The sequence below is a fragment of the Brevundimonas bullata genome (assembly GCF_014207965.1).
GTDB classification, from domain to species: Bacteria; Pseudomonadota; Alphaproteobacteria; order Caulobacterales; family Caulobacteraceae; genus Brevundimonas; species Brevundimonas bullata_A.
Genome location: NZ_JACHLM010000011.1, coordinates 1 through 20,823, shown reverse-complemented (window position 1 = coordinate 20,823; position 20,823 = coordinate 1). Strand labels below are relative to the sequence as shown.

The window sequence follows — 20,823 nt, the reverse complement described above, 5'->3', positions numbered from 1 at the left end:
GCCTTGCCGCGGGATGGAGCAGCCCGGTAGCTCGTCAGGCTCATAACCTGAAGGTCGCAGGTTCAAATCCTGCTCCCGCACCCAAGCATTCAAGATAACCCCGCAGCTCCAGGCTGCGGGGTTTTCTGCTTTCCGAAGCGAGATCGACCCTCGCCACTGGCGATGACGGCGCCCTGGTTCGCCGGGGCCGCAGCCGCACGCATCGATCAGCCGCCACGCGCCCGAAGTTCTGCCGCCCGCCTGACCGCAACAGACCCGCTGCCCTGGCCCCCACGCTGCGAGCGGCGACAACCCAAGGCGCTATCGCCCTTGCGCGCATTGCGAGCGCCCGCGCCGCAGTCCTTCAGTCAGGTCTGGCGACTGACCGCCAAGACGCGCCCATGAAGGGCGCGGGCCCAGATCTGCAAAGAGGCCGACTGAATGTCGCGGTGCCGCGCCTGGCGGACTAGGCGTCAAGGTTCTGCCTTGAAGATCGGCCTGCCCGGATGCGCGCCTGAACGGTGGGTTGATCTTGCGACGATAGAGGGGCGAGCCATCAAGGCTCATGCCTCCGAACAGCCCGGCCTTGCGCATGGGGAGATGCTGTTCCGGGAGAATGAACGCCGTCCGGACGAAATTCGTATCGATCTTGTAGACGACCGGTCTATTACTTCCTACATGCCCTTCATGACCGACCGCAAAAAGTCCGAGCTGACCCGCGAGCACATCCTGACCATGGGGCGGGGTCTGGTGCTCCGCCGGGGCTTCGGCGGGGTGGGGCTGAAGGAGCTTCTGGATCAGAGCGCCGTGCCGAAAGGGTCATTCTACTACTATTTCGCCTCCAAGGAGGCATTCGGCTGCGCCCTGCTGGAAGACTACTGCGCTGACTATCTCGGTCGGCTGGACGCCCTGTTCGCCCAAGCCGGAAGCGGCCGTGAACGGTTGATGTGCTACTGGACGGCCTGGCTCGACGAGGGGCGCGCCGGAGGCCTTGCCGACCGTTGCCTGGTGGTCAAGCTGGCGGCTGAAATCCCCGATCTGTCGGAGGACATGCGGGTCATCCTGCAGGATGGTGTCGAACGGCTGATTGATCGGATCGTGCAGGTGATCGCCGATGGTTGCGCTGACGGCTCCATCCTGACGCCGCGCGACCCTCAAGCCGTCGCCCGGGCCCTGTACGGCCTGTGGCTGGGCGCGGCCATTCTCTCAAAGCTGGGCAAGGACCAGGCGCCGATGCGCGACGCCTTGTTGGCGACCGAACGCCTGCTGTCGGACCCGACGGCGGATTGACCCTCTTGGCGCCGCGATCATCCAGCCATCACAAGGAAGCGACCAATGAAGATCTTCTACAAGACCCGCGCCACCGCGACCGGCGGTCGGGCCGGCCGCACGGCCCTCGACGACGGCGGCCTGGCCCTGGACTTGGCGGTCCCCGGTTCGGGTAAGCCGGGTGCCAATCCCGAGCAATTGTTCGCCCTGGGCTATGCGGCCTGCTTTGATAACGCCCTGGCTGGCGTGGCCAAGCAGATGGACCTGCCGATCACCGGTAGCCGCACCTCGGCCGAGGTCGGCATCGGTCAGACCCCGGCGGGCGGCTATGCGCTGGATATCGACCTGTGGATCGAGATCCAGGGCCTGGGCGAGGCCGAGGGCATGACCTTGGTTGAGGCGACCCACCGGGTCTGCCCCTATTCCAACGCCACCCAAGGCAACATCGACGTCCGTCTGCATGTGACGGTCGATCAAGGAGATCAGAATGCGTAGCGCCGTTCACACCGCCTTCGGCGACCCTGCCGAAGTGCTCCATCTCGACCAAACGCTTTTGCCTGAGCCCGGTCCAGGCCAGGTGCGCGTTCGCACCCTGCTGTCGCCGATCCATAATCACGACCTTTGGACCGTGCGGGGCGAGTATGGCTACAAGCCCGATTTGCCCGCCGTCGGCGGCAGCGAGGCGGTCGGCATCGTCGAGACTGTGGGAGAGGGGGCCGATGCCGGCTTGATCGGCCGTCGCGTCGCCGTGGCCGGGGTGCACGGAACCTGGGCCGAGGCCTTCATCGCGCCAACGGGCGCGCTAGTCCCCGTGCCGGACGCCATCAGCGACGAGGCGGCGGCCCAACTGATCGCCATGCCCTTCAGCGCCATCTCGCTGCTGGAGTTCCTCGGCGTGACCGAGGGCGACTGGATCATCCAGAACACGGCCAACGGCGCGGTGGGCAAGACCCTGGCCATGCTGGCGGGCTCGAGGGGCGTCCGGACGGTGAATCTGGTCCGTCGTGACGCCGGCGTGGCCGAACTTGCGGCTCAGGGCATCGACAATGCGGTCTCGACCGCCAAGCCGGACTGGAAGGCCAGGGTGCGCGCCATCACCGGCGGGGCGTCCATCCGCGCGGCCGTGGATTCCATCGGAGGAACAGCCTCTGGCGATCTGGCGGACCTGTTGGGTGATGACGGTCTTCTGGTGTCGTTCGGCTCCATGAAGGGTGAGCCGATGCAGATTCCTTCGGGGGCGGTGATTTTCAAACAACTGACGCTGAAGGGCTTCTGGGGCAGCAAGGTCTCCTCCGCCATGCCATCGGACCAGCGTCGCCGATTGATCGGCGAACTGATGACCCTGGTTGCGAAGGGGCAATTGGCTCTGCCTGTCGAGGGGGTCTTTGGCCTGGATCAGGTCGCCGACGCCGTGCGCGCTTCGCTGACGCCCGGCAAGACCGGCAAGGTCCTGCTGCGGCCGTAGGGCGGAGCGGCATGGTCGTGTGGTCGGGCGGGAAGCCGCCCGTCTGACCGCTGCTGACCGCTGCTGATCGCTGTGCTGGAAGAACGCCGCGGCCCAACCTGCTGCTCACCCCATGCTGCGAGGGGCGTCGCAGGATGACAACCTGTAGGCGGATCGCCTCACCGCGCATCTTCCGAAAACGCCTGAAGGGGCAGGGGGGCGCTAGTGTTGGCGATCAGGGCCTTGCGGCGAAGAAACCGGCCCAGCCCGTCGGCGCCCATACGGGAGGGGCCCAGGCCCGAGGCCTTGAAGCTTTGCTTACCGGCTTCGTAGAAGAGGGTTGTGAGGGCGGCGTCGTTCAAGCTGATCGCACCGGCTTCGACTTGACGGCCGACACGGGCGGCGTGCTCGATGTCCGCGGCGAATACCGCGCCCGACAGGCCGTACTCGCCATCATTGGCCAGGCGGACCGCCTCTTCTTCGGTGTCGAAGGCCATGATCGGCAGGAGGGGGCCAAAGGTCTCGTCGCGCATCACCGCCATGTCGTGGTCGACGTCAGCGATGACGGTGGGGCGCAGCCAGCAGCCGCCGCCGTGGGATTCGATCTCGCCGCCGGTCAGAATGCGCGCCCCGCGAGAGCGTGCGTCGTCGATCTGATCGCGCAAGATGTCGGCCTGACGCTCGAAGATGATAGGGCCGATATCGCCCTTGGTAATGTCCGGCCAATTCAGCCTGACGGCGCTGGCGAGCGTCACCAGACGCGCGAGGAAATCGTCATGGACGGGGCGGGCGACATAGATGCGTTCGATGGACTGGCAAGCCTGGCCGGTGGACAGGGCGCAGCCGCGCAGGGCCGCCGTCGCTGCGGCGTCCAGGTCGGCGCCTTCCAGCACGATCAACGGATCCTTGCCGCCCAGTTCCAGAAAGGCGGGGATCAACCGCCCCGCAGCCTGGATCGCCACGCGGCGTCCGGTGGCGACGGAGCCCGTGAAGCAGATGCAGTCGACCAGGTCGACCAGGGTCTGGCCTGTGGCGCCGTCTCCGGGCGCAAAAATCAGGACATCCTCCAGTTCAGGAATGTCGGCGATCGCCGCCATGACCGGCGCGGCGAAGCGCGGCGTCACTTCTGACGGCTTCACAATGACGGCGCAGCCCGCGACCAGGGCCGGCATGGCGTCGATCATCGACAGCAGAAGCGGGAAATTCCAAGGGCTTATGACGCCGACGAGCGGGTAGGGCAGCCATTGCGGCGCGTGCTGGATATGGGGCGAAGCTCGGCCAGGCCGCCAGTCTGCGTCCTGGAACGGCTCGGCAACGGCGGCGGCGCCGGCCAAGGCGCCGTGGATGCTGTCTATCTCGATTCCGGCGACGCGGCGTCGGCCAGTGTCGATCTCCAACGCGGCGGCGATCTCTCCGCGTCGTGCTTCCAGGGCCTGGGTGAAGCGGCGCAGCACGGCGATGCGCCCCTCGAAGCCCAAGCCCGCCCAGGCGGGCTGCGCCCGGCGGGCCCGTTCGGCGATGTTGTTCAGGGCTGAGGCGGTCGGCGCGAGGATGGCGGCGTCGTACAAGCCGGTGCGGGGATCGCGAACCGGGATCGAACGTGGGGTGGCGCGGGGCGCGTCCGTGGCGGCAGACGTCATGGGACGCTCCTCAAATGGTCTATTTGTATATCATTTTATCTGTGCCAGTATTGCAAGGGGCAGATGGCGGTTTCGTCGTTCAGGCTTCACCTCGACCGCCGCTCGCCGGCTTTCTGCGATGAGTTTTGACGTGGTACTGGAACCGGTCCGAACGATAGTGCGAATGGATCAGTTGGACCGGGCGTCCGTGAGCATCGCGCATGACCCGCTCGACCTTGAGCAAGGGCGCTCCGCCGGAGACCCCGAGGGCGGCGGCCACCAGAGGCTCTGCGCCGACGGCCGTGATCCACTGCTCCGCATCGAACACCGCAGCGCCGGCGCGTTCCAGAAGAGTCAGCAGAGAGGTGGTCGCCATCTCCTTGATCGAGAACTTCTCGGCGATGTCGCCGGGAATGAAGGTCACCAGATGCGAAAAGGGCTCGCCCTGCAGCATCCGGCGCCGAACGGCGCGCTGGACCGGGGCGCCGACCTCGATCTCGAGAAGCTTGGCGGTAGCGGCGTCGGCCTGGACATTGGCCACGTCGATCACCTCGATCTCGGTTTCCAGCCCCATGATGCGCAGGCTCTCGAGCAGGTTGTCGAACGATCCCTTGACCACGGGAATGGCCGGGGCCGAGCTGACGATGGTGCCGCGCCCGCGATGACGGTGCAGCAGGCCGTCGGCGGCCAGTTCGTTCAGAGCCCGCTTCACCGTGATGCGCGACACGTTGAACAGCCGCGCCAGATGCTGTTCGCCGGGCAGCATGGCGTCCGGCGCAATGGCGCCCGAGCGGATCTGCTCGCGCAGGACCAGATAGATCTGATGATAGAGGGGCGTCGGCAGGCTTTCGTCCAGCTGCGTCGCCGCCGGAAAAGGCCAGGTCTCTTGATCGGTCATGCTGCGCTCCCGTGCGGCCGTTCTGCTGCGGTCTCGATATCGGCTCTAAAGTATAACATTATGACAGAAATGGTCTAACATAGATATGTCAACTCCTGATCCCTATATCGCCCTGGCCCTGCAGACGACCTGTGACGCGGTCAACGCGGACCAGACGACCGAGGCGGCGCGGGTCCGGATGGCGGCGGCGATTGCGCGCATCCGCAATCAGGTGATCGGCTCCAAGCGCTTCATCGGTCAGGACGTGCGCCTGGTGGTGCTGCCCGAGTATTTTCTGACCGGGTTTCCGATGGGCGAGCCGGCCGGCGTCTGGGCGGAGAAGGCGGCGCTGGACATCGACGGGCCTGAATATCAGGCGCTAGGGGAGATCGCGCGCGTCGCTGATGTCTTCCTGGGCGGAAACGCCTATGAGCGCGATCCGCACTTCCCCGGCCTCTATTTCCAGACCTCCTTCCTGATCGCGCCCTCGGGCGAGGTGGTGCTGAGGAACCGGCGCCTGGTGTCGATGTTCGCGCCCAGCCCCTATGACGTCTATGACCGCTATGTCTCCATCTACGGCAAGGACGCGCTTTTCCCGGTGGCGGACACCGAGATCGGCCGGATCAGCGCCATCTCGTCGGAGGAAATCCTCTATCCCGAGATCGGCCGCGCCTTGGCGGTTCGCGGCGCCGAACTGATCGTTCATCCGACCAGCGAAGCGGCCAGCGCCCTGCCTAGCCCGAAGAACATCGCCAAGCAGGCGCGGGCCATCGAGAACCTGGTCTATGTCGTGTCCGCCAACAGCGCCGGCATCGACGGCATCTCCATTCCGCGCGCCTCGACCGACGGCAGCTCCAAGGTCATCGACTATCGCGGCCTGATCCTGGCCGAGGCCGGCTATGGCGAGAGCATGACAGGCTATGCCGAGATCGATATCGCCGGCCTGCGTCGCTATCGCCGCCGTCCGGGCATGGCCAACATCCTGTCGCGCCAGCCTATGGCCCTGTGGGCCGAGGCCTATGCCGACATCGAGATCCAGCCGCGCAACAGCCTGATCGACCAGGCGGGCGAGACGGTCACCCCCTCCGCGCCCTGGTACGCCGAGCGCCAACGCCGGGTGATCGAAGGTCTGGCCGACAAGGGCGTGATCTAGCGAAACAAATCTATCAGCCCGGCGGGGATCGGGCGAAACCATAAACGAGGGGCGAAACGAAATGAGTACAGGGACCAAGGGGTACGGGGAGTTCAAGCAGGGCTGGCCGGTCGTGCTGGCGGCCATGCTGGGCATCGGCCTGGGGCTGTCGCCGGTGCCCATCTATACGACCGGCGCCCTGGCGCCGCATCTGGCCCAGGCCTTCGGCTGGGGCTTTGGCGAGATCATGGCCGGATTGACGGTAATGACCTTCACCGTCTTGATCGCCAGTCCGGTGGTCGGGCTGCTGGCGGACCGGTATGGCGTGCGGCCGGTGGCCCTGTCGTCGGTGGTCCTGTTCGGCCTCAGCTTCATGGGCTTCGCCTTCTCGAACGGCTCGCTGCCGCTCTATTACGCGACCTGGGCTGTCATGGCTGTGGCGGGGGCGGGGACGCTGCCGGTCACCTGGACGCGGGCGGTCAATAATCGCTTCGAGGTCCGCAAGGGTCTGGCCCTGGGTCTGGCCCTGCTCGGCACGGGCCTGTTCGGCTATATGGTCAAGCCGCTGACGGCCTGGCTGGTGGTCGAGTTCGGCTGGCGTGGGGCCTATGTCGCCATCGGCGCCCTGCCGCTGCTGCTGGCCCTGCCGGTCGGCTGGTTCTTCTTCAAGGACATCGGCGAGGGCAAGGAAACCGTCAGCGAGCGACGCGTACGTCAGGCGGCGCAGCAGGCCGCGACGCCGGGCCTGACGCTGGGCCAGGTGTTCAGGCAGTGGAAGTTCTGGGTGCTGGGCGTGGCCTTCGTGCTGATCAGCTTCGCCGTCGGCGGTTCGATCCCCAACATGGAGAACATCCTCAAGCACGCCGGGTTCGGCGCGGACGACATCGTCTGGTTGGCCTCGCTGATCGGCCTGTCGGTCATCGTCGGGCGGATCGCGGGCGGCTGGCTGATCGACCGCTTCTGGGCGCCGGGCGTGGCCTTCATCTTCCTGGCCATTCCGGCCCTGGCCTATTGGCATCTGGCCGGCGGCGGGACCGATGTGACGGTCACCGCCATTTCGATCCTGGTGATCGGCTTTGCGGCGGGCCTGGAGTACGACCTGATGGCGTTTCTGGTCGCGCGCTACTTCGGCATGAAGGCCTATGGCGGGGCCTACGGCGCCCTCTATGGCTTCTTTGCTCTGGGCGCGGGTCTGGGGCCGGTGGTGTTTGGCGCGGCCTTCGACAAGACCGGCTCTTACGTCCAGCCGCTGCATGTCTCGGCAGTGATGCTGCTCGTGGCGGCGGCCATGCTGCTGACGCTGGGGCGGTATCGGAAGTTTGAAGCGTCGCCGGCTGTGGCTTAGGCCTGAACCAGCTCGATCAATGTCTCGTCGGGGCCTGACAGGGTTCCGACGAGACGACCTTCATAGACGACGCCCTCGCGCACCGAGGGCGGGGCGATCCAGCCGCTGACCGACGACAGGTCGGGATGCAGGAAGGTCGCCAGCGCCACGCCGGGCTTCAGCGCCCCACCATGGGCTGGCCGCTCGACGGCGGCGGCCGGATACTGATCCAGTTCCAGGAAGCAGTCGCCCTGATGCGTCGCCGTGGCGATGGGGTGCTTGACCGCGAGGGGCAGGTCAAAGGCCTGGGCCAGCATGGTGTAGGTGATGGCCATCACCGGGCCGACATCGACGCCCAGCGCGCCTTGCAGCCAGCGGGCGGAGGCCGCCAGATCCGAACAGGCCAGCACCAGGATGAACAAACGGTCTATGGCGCTCTCGGCGCGGGGCAGGGCCATGCCGGGCGAGTCGCTGCGGATCTGGGTCAGATAGACGATCTCGCCGTCCGGCCCCTTGACCTGCATGGGAAAGATCATCGGCATCCCGTCCAGTTCGCGCGGCGGGCCGATGACCTCGAACGGACAGTCGGGCGCGCTCATCCGGGCATAGGTCGCCAGGGTGTCCTCCACACAGATCTCGATCGCGGCCCACCCGAAGGTGCGCAGCGGCGCATAGTCGGGATGGGGCTCGCCCGCGACGAAGCGAATGAAGACGGCCGCGCCCGAGGCCGGGCGGCAGACCACATAGACGCGGCCTTCGGCGGCGGGCGCGGCCCAGCTGGCGGCCAGATCGGCGCTGATCACGCCGCGCTCGACGACGGAATAGTCCAGCCAGCCGGCGTAGCGCGCCGCCGTGGCCTCGGGGTCGGGGGTGGTCAGGGTCGCCGCACGCAACAGCCGCATGGAGTATCCTTGGTCAGATTGGGCGGTCAGGCGCCGGCAGTAATTTCAACGGCGACATCCTCGGAGCGGACATCGCCCCGGGCGTCGGCGGCGATGGCTTCGCCCTCCTGCTGGACGATGCGCAGCACGCGGGCGAGGTATTCCTGCATCCACAAACCACGCTCGGCGGCCTGATCGGCGTCGGGGCGGAAGGCGTCGATCTCGTCGCGCGTCAGCACGCCCTTGGCTTCCAGCAGACGTTCCAGCGTGTCGACGCGCTGGCGGGCGACGGCCAGTTCCTGAACCGTGGCCATGGTGATGGCGAGGACCCGTTCCACCTCGCGGTCGAGGAAGTAGGGGCGTTTGCCGGCGGGCTTGGCGGAGGCGGTCTCCAGCGCGAGGTTGATGCTCATTTGCGAGCTCCGAGAATGTGCCAGGCGGCCTTGCGGCCATAGTCTTCGCTGTCGTCGTCGGCGGCGTCGGGGAAGAGATCCCGGTCCACCACGGCGGTCACCCCGACGTGCATCAGCTTGGATCGCTCGAACCCGGCTTCGACCAGCCAGCCGTCGATGTCGATCTCGTGCAGCGTGCTCCAGAAGGGCTCGTTGTTGTAGAAGGAATCCCAGTCCCGCATCGCCTGTTCGAACAGGGGCATCTCCGGCGTATACTGCGGCTGTTCGACGTGCAGGACGAAGCCGTCGGGCTTCAGCAGGCGATGGGTTTCGGCGAAGATGGCCTTCATCGACGCATACGACAGCTCGTGCAGGAACATGGTCGTCTGGATCCAGTCGAAGCTGGCGTCGGCATAGCGCGACAGGTCCGAACCGTCGGCCTGGACGAAGGTGATGTTGTTCACCCCCATCGACTTGGCCCGCGCCAGTCCATAGCGCAGCATCGGCGCGCCGACGTCCACGGCGACGACCTCGGCGTCCGGAAACGCCTGGGCGATGGGGACGAGGTTGTGGCCCAGGGTGGCGCCGATCTCGAGGATGCGCCTGGGCTTAAAGTCGGGATGGGTCTTCTTCACCCAGGCGGCGACGGCCTGGCCCCCGCCGTCCGAGTAGCGGCCCAGCATCCCCCCGGTGGTGGCGAAGATGCCGTGGTCGTAGCTGACGGCCCCAGAGACGTCGCCGGGGAAGGGCATGCAGTGGTGATCCACCGCCGCGACATAGCGCGGGATCGGCAGGCTGGGGTCCAGTTGCAGGCGCGGGTCGCCATCGGTCAGGGCGCGCGTATGGGCGGCCAGGGTTTCGGCCTGACGCACGGCGGTCCAGCGGCCCGCCTGCTGGCGCTGTTCCATCGTCATGCGCCGCAGAGCCGACCAGGTGGCGAACATGGGATCGTTTACCAGGGCCTTGCGCACGTCGTGGCGGGTACGCGGCGGCTGTCCGGACGTTTTGACCAGTTCCGGTTCGGCGCGATTCTCCCAGGCCGTCTTCACGAAGGGCATGACCCGCGTCGACAGGTGGCGGTTCATGTGAGCGAGGAAATTCAGCCGCGCGATCTCGTCGTGATCCGTTTGCGGAAATACCGCGTGTCTTCCAACGGCCTGATAGTCGGGCGGACCGTCATAGGCCTGCGCCGGACCGGCGTTCTTGAGATTGGCGGAAGCGGTCATCCAGAACCTCTGCGCGAAGGGGGTTCCCGAAGGAAATGGTCTATGTTTATATCATATCCTGACACGGCAGATGACGGCCGTCGAGACAAGGACGATCACAAATGGCCGACACCCGCATAATCGCCTTCTTCAACCTCAAGCCCGGCGTCGCCGTGGCTGACTATGAAGCCTGGGCGCGCGCGGTGGATCTTCCCACCGTCAACGGTTTGCCGTCGATCAGCAAGTTCGAGGTGTTCCGCGCCACGGCGGTTCTCGGCTCCGACGCCCCGCCGCCCTACGCCTATTTCGAGATCATCGACGTGGCCGACATGGACCAGTTCGGCCAGGACGTCGCCACCCCCCTGATGCAGAAGATCGCCGGCGATTTCGCGGGCATGGCCGAGGTGACCTTCAACATCACCGAGCAGGTCGCCTGATGGGGCGCTTCAGCGGCCAGACGGCGGTCATCACCGGGTCGGGACGACGCAAGGGTCTGGGGGAAGCCATCGCCCTGAAGCTGGCCGGCGAGGGCGCGGCCATTGTCATTTCCGACATCGGCGCGACGCGCGACGCCGCCACGCCCGAGGCCATGATCGGCGCCACCGACGAGATGGAGGCCATCGCCGCCGACCTGCGCGCCCTGGGCGTCGCCGCCTCGACCTGCGCCTGCGACGTGCGCGATCCGGCCCAGGTTCAGGCTCTGGCCAACCATGCCGTCAATATGCATGGTTCGCTCGACATCTGGGTCAACAACGCCGGCATCGGCTACATCATGAAGCCGCTGCTGGAGGTGTCGCCCGAGGACTGGAACGCCGTCATCGGCGTCAATCTGACCGGCGCCTTCTTCGGTCTGCAGGCCGCCGCGCGCGTCATGGCGCGCCAGGGGACCGGCGGGCGGATCATCAATATCGCCAGCCAGGCGGCCAAGTCGGGCTTCCCCCACGCCCAGGCCTATACCTCGTCCAAGCACGGTCTGGTGGGCTTGGCGCGCTCGGCGGCCATTGAGCTGAGGCCGCTGGGGATCACCGTCAACAACGTCTGCCCCAACCACGTCACCACGGGGCTGGGGGCCTGGCAGAACGAGTATTTCGCCAAGGTCACCGGGGCGGATTCGGTCGACGACTATCTGAAGAAGATGGCGGCCCGCATCCCCATGCAGCGCCCCGGCCTGCCCGAAGACACCGCCAACGCCGTCGCCTTCCTGTGTTCGCAGGAGGCCGCCTACATCACCGCCGAGAGCCTGAATGTCTCCGGTGGAGAGGAACCGCATTGATGTCCGCTCCGCAAACTGTCCCCCAGGCCGCCCCCGCCGATTTCGTCTGGCCGAACGGCGCGCGTCTGGCCCTGTCCGTCGTCGTCAACGTCGAGGAAGGCGCCGAGCAGAACATCCTGGACGGCGACAAGGGGCCGGAGCCGGTCGATGAACTATCCGCCTCGCCCAAGCGACCGATGCGGGTCCACGGCAACGAAAGCAACTATCTGTACGGCATCAAGGCGGGCGCGCCGCGCGTGCTGCGAGTGCTGAACGAGGCCGGTATCAAGGCGACCTGGACGGCAGCCGGTCTGGCGCTGGAGCGAGCGCCGTGGCTGGCCGAGGCCATCGTCGCACGCGGCGACGAGGTCTGCTGCCACGGCTATCGCTGGGCGCACCAGTTCTGGATGAAGGAGGAGCAGGAGCGCGACTATGTGCGCAAAGGCCGCGACTCCATAGAGAAGATGACGGGCAAGCGCCCGGCCGGCTGGCTGTCGCGCTATCTGCACACCGACATCACGCGCCGCCTCCTGATCGAGGAGGGCTTTACCTATCATATGGACGACTACTCTGACGACTTCCCCTTCTGGGATGTGGTCGAGACGGCGGACGGGGCGAAAAAGCCCATCGTCATCATGCCCTACGCCATCGATTCCAATGACATGAAGTTCTGGCTGGCCCCAGCCATGACGGCGAAGGACTGGCTGACCTACGCCATCGACACCTTCGAACAGCTGTACGAGGAGGCCGGGTCGCAGGGCGCGCGCTACATGAGTCTGGGCCTCCATCTTCGGATCATCGGTCGGCCCGGACGGATCGGCGCCTTCAAGGCCTTCCTTGAGCATGTGAAGACCCGCCCCGACGTCTGGATCGCCTCGCGCGAAGAGATCGCGGGCGCCTTCGCCGCTGCGGCGCCCGCCCCTCAAGTCTGAGATCCGCCCCGAAAAGGCGATCGACGCCATTTCTCGATTGACCGGACAAATGCGGCTTCCTAGTTTGTCCGGACAATTGGATCAGAGCCACATGACCTATCGATCCCTCCTGTTCGTTCCCGGCGCCCGTCCGGATCGCTTTGAAAAGGCGCTGGGCGCCGGCGCCGATGTCGTCTGCATCGATCTGGAAGACGGCACCCCGCCGCATCAGAAGGACGAGGCGCGCGCCGCCGCGGCTGCCTTCCGCTCGAACGGCCGCGCCGGGGTGCGGATCAACGGCGTCGACACGCCGGAGTTCGAGGCCGACTGCGCCGCGATCCGTGGGGCCGAGGGCTGCGCCCTGATCATGGTTCCCAAGGTGGAGTCCGCCGATCAGGTCGCCCTGGTTCGTGACCGTCTGGGCGCCGATCATGTCCCGCTATGGGTGGTGATTGAGACGACCGAAGGCCTGCATAAGGCCTGGGATATCGCTGCGGCCGAAGGCGTCGCCGGGGTCCTGTTCGGCGGGGCGGACTATTCGGTCGACATCGGCTCTGACATGGAATGGGACGCGCTGGCCTTTGCGCGCGGCGCCCTGGTCGCGGCCTGCGCCCGGGCCGGGGTGCAGTTGCTGGACGTGCCCTATCTGGACATCCGCGACGCCGAGGGCCTCAGCGCCTCGACCCTGCGCGTACGGGCCATGGGCTTCACCGGCCGCGCCTGCATTCACCCTGATCAGGTGCCGGGCGTCAACGCCGCCTTCACCCCTAGCGAAGCCCAGGTGGCCCACGCGCTCAAGGTCATCGAGACCTTCGAAGCCGCTGCGGGCGGGCCGGCGCTGCTGAACGGCAAACTCATCGACCTGCCCATCCTGCGGGCGGCCAATCGCATTCTCGAAAATCGGAGAAACTGATCATGGTTCAGACCTTCAAGGAAGTCGGTCCGCAGCGCTATCGCGAGACCTTCGGTCGCTATTTCGAGGACTTCAACGAGGGCGATGTCTATGAGCACCGCCCCGGCAAGACCGTCACGGAATACGACAACCACCTGTTCACCCTGCTGACGCTGAACACCCATCCGATGCATTTCGACGCCGAGTTCGCCAAGGCGTCGGAGTTCGGCAAGAACCTGGTGGTCAGCCCCTATACCCTGGCCCTGCTGATCGGCATGAGCGTGACCGACACCAGCCAGAAGGCCATCGCCAACTTAGGGATGGACGAGGTCAAGTTCACCGCGCCCGTCTTCGCCGGCGACACCATCTATGGCGAGAGCGAAGTGCTGGCCAAACGCGAGAGCAAGTCGCGTCCGGGTCAGGGCATCGTCACCATCAACACCATCGGCAAGAACCAGCGCGGCGAGGTCGTCTGCACCTTCAAGCGCAATCTGCTGATCCCGGCGCGCGGCAACGCGGTCGAGGACAAGGTGGGCAACTACTGATGGCCGACCACTCCCACATCAGCGAGGAAGACGAACGCGCCATCCTCGACTCCATCGACAAGTGGCTGGAGCAGAAGGTCGCTCCGGTCGCCATGCAGCTGGAGCATGACGATGAGTATCCCGAAGACCTGATCAACGACATGGTCGAGATGGGTCTGTTCGGCGCCCTGATCCATCCGGACTACGGCGGCCTGGGCCTGTCGGCCCTGACCTATTCGCGCATCGTGGCGCGCATCAGCGAAGAGTGGATGAGCCTGACCGGCGTGTTCAACTCCCATCTGATGAGCCATCGTGGTTCAGAAGTTCGGCACGCAGAAGCAGAAGGACTACTGGCTGCCCCGGTTCGCCGCAGGCGAGTTGCGCGGCTGCCTGGGTCTGACCGAGCCGGACGCCGGCACCGATCTTCAGGGCATCCGCACCACGGCCAGGCGCGTGGGCGACAAGTATGTCGTCAACGGCTCGAAGACCTGGATCACCAATGTGGTCAACGGCCACTGCCTGGCCCTGATGGTCAAGACCGACCCCTCGGCCAATCCCCGCTACAAGGGGATGAGCATGCTGATCACGCCCAAGATCGACCCCGAGACGCGTCAGCCCTTGGCTGGTCTGACCACAGGCCGCAAGCTGCCGAAGCTGGGCTACAAGGGCATCGACACCGGCGAGATCAGCTTTGCCGATTATGAGTGCGACGCCGAACTGTGCCTGATCGGCGGCGAAGAGGGGCAGGGCTTCTTCATGGCCACCGGCGGACTGGAGATCGGCCGCATCAACGTCGCCGCGCGCGGCGTCGGCCTGGCCCGTCGGGGGCTGCGTGAAGCGGTCCGCTATTCCCAGGAACGTAAGACCATGGGCAAGCCGATCTGCGAGCACCAGGCGATCCAGACCAAGCTGGGCGAGATGGCCACCAAGGTCCGGGCTTCCGAATTGCTGGTCGAGGACGCGGCGCGTCTCTACGACGCCGGCGCACGCGTCGATATGGAAGCCGGCATGGCCAAGTTCTTCGCCTCCGAAACGGCGCTGGAAGTGGCGACCGAGGCCATGCGCATCCACGGCGCCTACGGCTATTCCAAGGAATATGTGGTCGAACGTCTGTACCGCGACGCCCCGCTGATGTGCATCGGCGAAGGCTCCAACGAGATGCAGCGCATCATCATCGCCAAGCCATTGATCGCCCGGAACAAGATCTGATGAAGCGTCCCCTTGAAGGCGTGCGCATCGTCGCCGTCGAGCAATATGGCGCCGGCCCCTACGGCACCCAGCTGATGAGCGAACTGGGCGCCGAGGTCATCAAGATCGAGGCGGTGTCCATGGGCGGCGACGTCAGCCGCGTCACCGGCCCCTTCTTCCTGGGCGAGAACGACAGCCAGTTCTTCCAGACCTTCTCGCGCGGCAAGAAGTCGGTGACGCTGGAGCTGAAGACGCCCGAGGGCCGCGCCGCCTTCGAGCGTCTGGTCGCCACGGCCGATGCGGTGGTCAACAATCTGCGCGGCGATCAACCAGCCAAGCTGAAGCTGACCCACGACGACCTGAAGGCGATCAAGCCGTCGCTCGTCTGCGGCCACCTGTCGGCCTATGGCCGCGACAACTCGCGCACGTCCTGGCCGGGCTATGACTATCTGATGCAGGCCGAGGCGGGGTTCATGAGCCTGACGGGAGAGCCTGACGGCCCGCCGATCCGCTTCGGTCTGTCGATGGTGGACTTCATGACCGGCTCGGTCTTCGCCTTCGGCGTGGTCTCGGCCATCCTCAGCGCGCGGACGACGGGCGAGGGCTGCGACGTGGACGTCTCCCTGTTCGACGTGGCCCTGCACCAGACCTCCTACCCGGCGACCTGGGCTATGAACGAGGGCTATGAGATCGAGCGGATGGCGCGCGCGGCCCACCCGTCGATCGCGCCTTCGCAACTGGTCCGCACCGCCGACGGCTGGGCCATGCTGATGTGCCAGACGCCCAAGTTCTGGGACGCCTTCTGCCGCATCGCCGAGCGCCCCGAGCTGGCGGCCGACGCCCGCTTCAAGGACATTCCGACGCGTCGCGAGAACATCGCGGCGCTGACCCGGACCCTGGATGAGGTCATGGAAATGCGCACGACCGACGACTGGCTGGCGCTTCTGGGCGGTCATGTGCCGTTCGCCCCGGTGCGCGGCCTGAAGGAGGCGCTGGACAATCCCTATGTGGCCGAGATCGCCATGCGCGACGTGGTCGATCACCCGGCGCGCCCAGGCGGCCTGCACATGCTGGCCTCGCCGCTGAAGATCAACGGCTAGCGTGCGCCGGGCGTGCGCGCCCCGGCCATGGGCGAGCACAACGCCGAACTGTTGGGCGAAGGCGCGGCCTGATGAAGCTGGAAGGCGTCAAGGTTCTGGACCTGTCCCTGTTTCTCCCGGGACCCATGCTGACGCTGATGATGGCGGACCACGGCGCCGACGTGATCAAGATCGAACCGCCCGGCGAGGGCGAGCCGACGCGCCATATCGGCTATGCCAAGAACGGCGCCTCGGTCTGGTTCCGCAACACCCATCGCGGCAAGCGGGCGGTGCAACTGGACATGAAGTCGGCCGAGGGTCTGGCCTTCTTCATGCGTCTGGCGGCTGAGGCGGATGTCATCGTCGAGGCCTTCCGCCCCGGCGTCGCGGACCGTCTGGGTGTCGGCTATCAGGCGGTGCGGGCGATAAATCCCGGCGTCGTCTATTGCGCCGTCAGCGCCTTTGGTCAGGACGGCCCCTATCGCGACCGACCGGCCCATGACGTGTCGGTGCAGGCCCTGGCTGGCGTCGTCTCCCTGAACGAGGGACAGGACGGCAAGCCCGCCATGCCGCACATGCCGGTCGCCGACGCCCTGTCGTCGCTGACGGCCCTGTCCGGCGTGCTGATGGCCCTGCTGCGGCGACAGACGACGGGCGAGGGCGACTATCTGGATGTGTCGATGTACGACAGCACCCTGGCCTGGACGCCCAATGTCACCGGCAAGGTGTTCGCCACGGGCGAGGCCAACTCTCCCAAGGACGAGCGCTCCTGGGGCGGGGCGGCCATGTATAATCTCTATGAGTGCGCCGACGGCCAGTGGATCACTCTGGGCGGCTCCGAGCTGAAGTTCGCGCGCAATCTGCTGACGGCGCTGGAGCGTCCCGACCTGATCGCGGTGGCGGCGGAAGCGCCCGGACCGAAGCAGGCGCCGCTGCGCGACTTCCTAGCCGCGACCTTCAGGCAGAAGCCGCGCGCGGAATGGGAGATCTGGTTTGCGGGACTGGACGTCTGCTTCGCGCCCGTGCGGACGTTGAAGGAGGCCTTCGACGATCCTGCCACCGAGGCGCGCGGGATGATGGCGCGTGACGCCGAAGGCTCAGAGATTGTCGGCACGCCGATCCGCTTCCTGCGCGAGCCGGCCCAAATCGACCCGAGCCTGCCGGCGGCAGGCGGCGCGGCTGACGCCTCGGCGGGCTGGCGATGACCAGGCGGTCAGGCGTCGCGCCGATAGCTCATCGAATAGACGAAGCGCGACGCCGGGTGCGTGGATTCCGACGCCAGCATCAACTGGTCGTCGCGGTCGTAGTAGCGCCGCAGGGTCTGCAAGGCCGGTCCGTTGTTGTCGGCACGCAGGATGCGGGCCTGTTCGGCGGCCAGGGTCACGGCGGCGATTTCCTGTTCGATGCGGGACACGGCGACGCCATAGTCGCGCGCGAACAGCTCCTGAATGGCGCCGTCCCAGTCATGAAGGCTGGGGCCGATGTCGGCGTAGGCCGGGGCGATATAGATTTGCGACAGGGCCATGGGTTTGCCGTCGCTGCTGCGCACGCCCACGGCGACCAGCCAGGCTTCATCGGATTCCAGCCGCAGCCGGGCCTGTTCGGCGCCGCTGAGAAGGCGCAGGCCGGCGGTGCGGATCTGCAGCCGCGCGTCGCGCGCGTACTGCATCAGCTCGTCCACCCCGCCCAGCGGCTGGGTGAAGGTCGGCTCGGCGCTGGAGCGGATAACCGTCGTGCCGACGCCGCGGCGCCGCTCGACCAGGCCGGCCTCGAACAAAAGTCGCAGGGCGTCGCGCGCTGTATGGCGCGACACGCTGTAGAGGTCGCAAAGTTCGAACTCGGGCGGCAGTTGGCTGCCGATCGGATAGCGGCCCGAAGCGATGTCGGCGCGCAGGGTGTCGGCAAGCTGGCGATAGCGAGGTTGGCTCATGGCTGACACCTTGGCGGGGGAAAGCGACGTGGGCCAGCGTAAAGCGCATAGGTCCGAACATTTAGGGCCGCTGGCGCTCCGGCTGGCTGAAAGGTTGATGCGGCAGCCCGGCGCAGCCGACCGTGATCGGGCGCGTCTGCACCTGCTGGACTGGGCCGCCTGCGCCGTCGCCGGGGCCGTCGAGCCGGGCGCCGCCGAGCCGCGAGCCTTGGCGCAGTTGGAAGGCGCAGGGCCGTGCCGCGTCATTGGCGGGCGACGCGCCGGGCCGCTCGCCGCCGCCCTCGCCAACGGACCGGCGGGCGCTCTGCTCGAAATGGACGACGTGGATCGGCGCGGCCTGCTGCACCCTGGGCCGGTGGTCATTCCAGCCGCCCTGGCCGCAGCCGAGGTGGAAGGGCTGGACGACGGCGAGGCCCTGCTGGACGCTGTCGTGCGGGGCTATGAGGCGATGATCCGCGTTGGTCGCGCGGTCGGGCCGCACCATGCGGCGCGCTTTCACGTCACCGCAACCTGCGGCGGCTTCGGTGCGGCGGCGGCGGGGGCCTCGGTCCTGGGGTTGGATGCCACGGCGATGGCCTGGGCTCTGGGCAACGCCGGCCAGCAGGCGTTCGGCCTGTGGCAGGTGCGTCATGAGCCGGTCTTCACCAAGGCGCTGCACGACGGGCGAGCGGCGGCCAACGGCTTGAGCGCGGCCTTCCTGGCGCGGGCGGGCTACGCCGGGCCGCTGGCGATCTTCGAGGGGCCGCAAGGCTTCTTCCACGGTCTATGCTCCGATGGGGACGTGGAGGCGGTGGTCGACGGCGGCGACGCCTGGGCCATTCACGAGGTCAGCTTCAAACCCCACGCGGCCTGCCGCCACGCCCACGCCGCCATCGACGCCGTGCTGACGCTGCGCGCTCGCGCGGGTGGGGCCGAACTGGAGGCGCTGGACATCGCCGCCTATCGCGACGCCGTCGTCTTCTGTGACCGGCCTGAGCCGACCACGCCCGCCGAGGGCAAGTTCTCGTTGCAACACGCGGCGGCGGCGGCCTGGTTGCATGGCGACGCCGGTCTGGCGCGCTTCACCGGCGAGGCTTTGTCCGAGGCCGCTATGCGGCAGACGCGCGCCCGGATTTCGGTGCGCGAAGCCCCGGAACTGACCGCCCGCTATCCGGCGCGGTTCGGCGCGACGGCGCGCGCCCTGCTGGCCGATGGACGCGTCATGGAGATCGAAGCCGCCGACGCTCTGGGCGATCCCGAGCGGCCGATGGACCAGGCTGCGCTCGTCGCCAAGGCTCGCGCCCTGATGGCCTGGGGCGGGCTGGACGGCATGGCCGCCGAGCGTCTGATCCAGGCTGCGCTCAATCTGGGGCGCGGCGCGCGTGTCTCGGATCTGTCCGCCGCCCTGCCGGGAAACGACGCATGACCAATCCCGCCGAGACCCTGATCGACCACGCCCTGACCCTGCGCTGGAGCGATGTGCCGGAGACGGCGCGGACCGCCGCGCGAACCTTCCTGCACGACAGCCTGTGCGTCGGGGTGGCCGGGCGCAACGCCCCGTTTGCCGATGCGGTCCTGACGGCGGCTCGCGCCTGGGGCGAGGGCGGCGACGCCTCGGTGCTGGGGCGGCCCGATGTGCGGTTGCCAGCCTCTCAGGCGGCCTTCGTCAACGCCTTCCAGATCCACAGCCAGGAGTTCGACTGCGTCCACGAGCCGGCGGTGGTGCACCCTCTGGCCACCATCGTCGCCGCCCTGTTCGCCGAGGCGGAACGGTCGGGACCCGACAGCGGTGAGTCCCTGCTGACGGCTCTGGTTGCGGGCGTGGACGTGTCGGCGGGCCTGGGGGTGGCGGCCAGCAAGGCCCTGACGGCTGGAGTATGTCTGCCCGCGCTTCGAGCTGGACAAGGTCGGCGGCCTGACCGCAGCGGACGGCGCGATTTCCGGCGACATCCTGACCTGGGAGGAAGAAGAGAGCCCCTACGCCCTCATCGCGGGTCGCCTTCCGTCGGGCGCACGGCTGGCTGTCGATGAACTGGTCGCCACCTTCGTTTGGCTGGGGCTGGCTCGCGCCATGGGACAGGAGCGTCTGGTAGATGGCGGCCCGCTGACCGTTTCTCTGCGCCGCATCAAGTCGCCGGCCGAGATCGCCTTGCTCACGCGCGCCAAGGCCATCACGCTGGAGGTGCAGCGCCGCACTCACCCCGGGCTCAAGGTCGGGGTTCTGACGTCCGAGGTGAAGCGCTTCATCGACGCCGAACATCGCGCGCTGGGCGGGGAGGGCGGCTCGTGTTTCTGCCTCGTCTCGTTCGGCGACGACACCTGCCTTCCGCACGGGGGCGACGGCGACCGCGCCCTGCAAATGAACGACGTGGTGCTGATCGACACGGGCAAGCTGATCGACGGCTATCATTCCGACATCACCCGCACCTACGTGTTTGGCGAACCCACCGCCGAGTTCCGCCGGGTCTGGGAGCATGAGAAGCAGGCCCAGGCCCTGGCCTTCGAGGCGGCGCAACTGGGCACGACCTGCGAGAGCGTTGATGCGGCTGCGCGCGACTATCTCACCGGCCTCGGCTACGGCCCTGACTATCGCCTGCCCGGCCTGCCGCACCGCACCGGCCACGGCGTCGGTCTGGATATCCACGAAGCGCCCAACCTGGTGCGCGGCGATCGCACGATTCTGGAACCGGGCATGTGTTTCTCCAACGAGCCCATGCAGGTGATCCCCGGCCGGTTCGGCGTCCGCCTTGAGGATCACTTCTATATGGGCGAGGCGGGACCGGCCTGGTTCACCGATCCGTCGCCCAGCCTGGATGATCCGTTCGGATCTCAGTGATCTGAACATTCTCAGATTCAGGGGTTGTGGACTCTGGGGGTGGTCCGTATAGACGCGGCTCGCTCGGAGACGGGCTGGCCCACGGGGCTTCGGGACTGAGTTTCTGGGGT

General features: G+C 67.1%; 22 protein-coding genes, 1 tRNA gene and 1 pseudogene. 18 read left to right on the top strand and 6 right to left on the bottom strand.

Annotated features, from left to right (window positions below; all coding sequences use genetic code 11):
• Window positions 1-7: 7 nt before the first annotated feature.
• From HNP51_RS18175 to HNP51_RS18160, 4 genes are all read left to right on the top strand, one after another.
• Window positions 8-84 (top strand) — tRNA-Met (locus HNP51_RS18175).
• A gap of 582 nt (window positions 85-666) precedes the next feature.
• Window positions 667-1,269: a TetR/AcrR family transcriptional regulator gene (locus tag HNP51_RS18170; protein WP_184274093.1), complete on the top strand. Its 603-nt coding sequence runs from the start codon at window positions 667-669 to the stop codon at window positions 1,267-1,269.
• Window positions 1,270-1,314: 45 nt separating this feature from the next.
• Window positions 1,315-1,743 carry an organic hydroperoxide resistance protein gene (locus HNP51_RS18165; protein ID WP_184274090.1) on the top strand — a complete coding sequence of 143 codons (429 nt, stop codon included), beginning with the start codon at window positions 1,315-1,317 and terminating at the stop codon, window positions 1,741-1,743.
• Window positions 1,736-2,713, top strand: a complete 978-nt coding sequence (locus HNP51_RS18160) for a zinc-binding dehydrogenase (RefSeq protein WP_184274087.1) — start codon at window positions 1,736-1,738, stop codon at window positions 2,711-2,713. The genes HNP51_RS18165 and HNP51_RS18160 overlap by 8 nt, the downstream gene beginning before the upstream one ends.
• A 158-nt stretch (window positions 2,714-2,871) precedes the next feature.
• On the opposite strand, the gene HNP51_RS18155 is transcribed toward HNP51_RS18160, so the two are convergent.
• On the bottom strand, window positions 2,872-4,332 hold the full coding sequence (locus HNP51_RS18155; protein WP_184274084.1) for an aldehyde dehydrogenase family protein: 1,461 nt from the start codon (window positions 4,330-4,332) through the stop codon (window positions 2,872-2,874).
• Window positions 4,333-4,411: 79 nt separating this feature from the next.
• The gene (locus HNP51_RS18150; RefSeq protein WP_184274081.1) at window positions 4,412-5,209 is read right to left on the bottom strand and encodes a GntR family transcriptional regulator; all 798 of its coding nucleotides are present in this window, start codon (window positions 5,207-5,209) and stop codon (window positions 4,412-4,414) included.
• 85 nt (window positions 5,210-5,294) lie between these two features.
• Here HNP51_RS18150 and HNP51_RS18145 point away from each other — a divergent pair, with 85 nt between their 5' ends.
• Together HNP51_RS18145 and HNP51_RS18140 are read left to right on the top strand one after the other, a co-directional pair.
• Window positions 5,295-6,341 (top strand): nitrilase-related carbon-nitrogen hydrolase, encoded by a 1,047-nt coding sequence (locus HNP51_RS18145; RefSeq protein WP_184274077.1) that lies wholly within the window; start codon window positions 5,295-5,297, stop codon window positions 6,339-6,341.
• A gap of 61 nt (window positions 6,342-6,402) precedes the next feature.
• The gene (locus tag HNP51_RS18140; protein ID WP_184274074.1) at window positions 6,403-7,665 is read left to right on the top strand and encodes an MFS transporter; all 1,263 of its coding nucleotides are present in this window, start codon (window positions 6,403-6,405) and stop codon (window positions 7,663-7,665) included.
• Here the strand turns inward: HNP51_RS18140 and HNP51_RS18135 are convergent.
• The 3 genes from HNP51_RS18135 to HNP51_RS18125 are packed head-to-tail and all read right to left on the bottom strand — an operon-like array spanning window position 7,662 to window position 10,143.
• Window positions 7,662-8,546, bottom strand: coding sequence for a hypothetical protein (locus HNP51_RS18135; protein WP_184274071.1), 885 nt, complete (start codon window positions 8,544-8,546; stop codon window positions 7,662-7,664). The genes HNP51_RS18140 and HNP51_RS18135 overlap by 4 nt on opposite strands.
• Before the next feature lie 26 nt (window positions 8,547-8,572).
• The gene (locus tag HNP51_RS18130; protein ID WP_184274068.1) at window positions 8,573-8,938 is read right to left on the bottom strand and encodes a hypothetical protein; all 366 of its coding nucleotides are present in this window, start codon (window positions 8,936-8,938) and stop codon (window positions 8,573-8,575) included.
• Window positions 8,935-10,143: a class I SAM-dependent methyltransferase gene (locus HNP51_RS18125; RefSeq protein ID WP_184274065.1), complete on the bottom strand. Its 1,209-nt coding sequence runs from the start codon at window positions 10,141-10,143 to the stop codon at window positions 8,935-8,937. Before HNP51_RS18125 ends, HNP51_RS18130 begins: the two co-directional genes overlap by 4 nt.
• Before the next feature lie 101 nt (window positions 10,144-10,244).
• On the opposite strand from HNP51_RS18125, the gene HNP51_RS18120 reads away from it, so the two are divergent.
• The 9 genes and pseudogenes from HNP51_RS18120 (at window position 10,245) to HNP51_RS18085 (ending at window position 17,173) form a co-directional block, all read left to right on the top strand.
• On the top strand, window positions 10,245-10,559 hold the full coding sequence (locus HNP51_RS18120; RefSeq protein WP_184274062.1) for an REDY-like protein HapK: 315 nt from the start codon (window positions 10,245-10,247) through the stop codon (window positions 10,557-10,559).
• A complete protein-coding gene (locus HNP51_RS18115; protein WP_184274059.1) occupies window positions 10,559-11,395 on the top strand; it encodes an SDR family NAD(P)-dependent oxidoreductase in 837 nt (278 codons plus the stop codon). Before HNP51_RS18120 ends, HNP51_RS18115 begins: the two co-directional genes overlap by 1 nt.
• A complete protein-coding gene (locus tag HNP51_RS18110) occupies window positions 11,395-12,306 on the top strand; it encodes a polysaccharide deacetylase family protein (RefSeq protein WP_184274056.1) in 912 nt (303 codons plus the stop codon). The genes HNP51_RS18115 and HNP51_RS18110 overlap by 1 nt, the downstream gene beginning before the upstream one ends.
• 91 nt (window positions 12,307-12,397) lie before the next feature.
• The gene (locus tag HNP51_RS18105) at window positions 12,398-13,198 is read left to right on the top strand and encodes a CoA ester lyase (RefSeq protein WP_184274053.1); all 801 of its coding nucleotides are present in this window, start codon (window positions 12,398-12,400) and stop codon (window positions 13,196-13,198) included.
• A gap of 2 nt (window positions 13,199-13,200) precedes the next feature.
• The gene (locus HNP51_RS18100; protein ID WP_184274050.1) at window positions 13,201-13,722 is read left to right on the top strand and encodes a MaoC family dehydratase; all 522 of its coding nucleotides are present in this window, start codon (window positions 13,201-13,203) and stop codon (window positions 13,720-13,722) included.
• Window positions 13,722-13,943, top strand: a pseudogene (locus tag HNP51_RS19035) (acyl-CoA dehydrogenase family protein); the annotation flags it as partial. The gene HNP51_RS18100 and the pseudogene HNP51_RS19035, both read left to right, overlap by 1 nt.
• 70 nt (window positions 13,944-14,013) lie before the next feature.
• Complete coding sequence (locus HNP51_RS18095; RefSeq protein WP_311769976.1) at window positions 14,014-14,910, top strand: acyl-CoA dehydrogenase; 897 nt, start codon at window positions 14,014-14,016, stop codon at window positions 14,908-14,910.
• Window positions 14,910-15,989: a CaiB/BaiF CoA-transferase family protein gene (locus HNP51_RS18090; RefSeq protein ID WP_184274047.1), complete on the top strand. Its 1,080-nt coding sequence runs from the start codon at window positions 14,910-14,912 to the stop codon at window positions 15,987-15,989. The genes HNP51_RS18095 and HNP51_RS18090 overlap by 1 nt, the downstream gene beginning before the upstream one ends.
• 71 nt (window positions 15,990-16,060) lie before the next feature.
• A complete protein-coding gene (locus HNP51_RS18085) occupies window positions 16,061-17,173 on the top strand; it encodes a CaiB/BaiF CoA-transferase family protein (RefSeq protein ID WP_184274044.1) in 1,113 nt (370 codons plus the stop codon).
• A gap of 8 nt (window positions 17,174-17,181) precedes the next feature.
• On the opposite strand, the gene HNP51_RS18080 is transcribed toward HNP51_RS18085, so the two are convergent.
• Window positions 17,182-17,898, bottom strand: coding sequence for a GntR family transcriptional regulator (locus HNP51_RS18080; RefSeq protein ID WP_184274041.1), 717 nt, complete (start codon window positions 17,896-17,898; stop codon window positions 17,182-17,184).
• A 97-nt stretch (window positions 17,899-17,995) separates the two neighbouring features.
• Between HNP51_RS18080 and HNP51_RS18075 the strand changes: the two genes are divergently transcribed.
• From HNP51_RS18075 to HNP51_RS18065, 3 genes are read left to right on the top strand one after another with little or no spacing between them, the layout of a single operon-like run.
• Window positions 17,996-19,303: an MmgE/PrpD family protein gene (locus tag HNP51_RS18075; protein ID WP_184274037.1), complete on the top strand. Its 1,308-nt coding sequence runs from the start codon at window positions 17,996-17,998 to the stop codon at window positions 19,301-19,303.
• Window positions 19,300-19,908, top strand: coding sequence for an MmgE/PrpD family protein (locus HNP51_RS18730; RefSeq protein WP_260398588.1), 609 nt, complete (start codon window positions 19,300-19,302; stop codon window positions 19,906-19,908). Before HNP51_RS18075 ends, HNP51_RS18730 begins: the two co-directional genes overlap by 4 nt.
• Before the next feature lie 40 nt (window positions 19,909-19,948).
• On the top strand, window positions 19,949-20,713 hold the full coding sequence (locus HNP51_RS18065; RefSeq protein WP_260398587.1) for a Xaa-Pro peptidase family protein: 765 nt from the start codon (window positions 19,949-19,951) through the stop codon (window positions 20,711-20,713).
• Window positions 20,714-20,823: the final 110 nt, after the last annotated feature.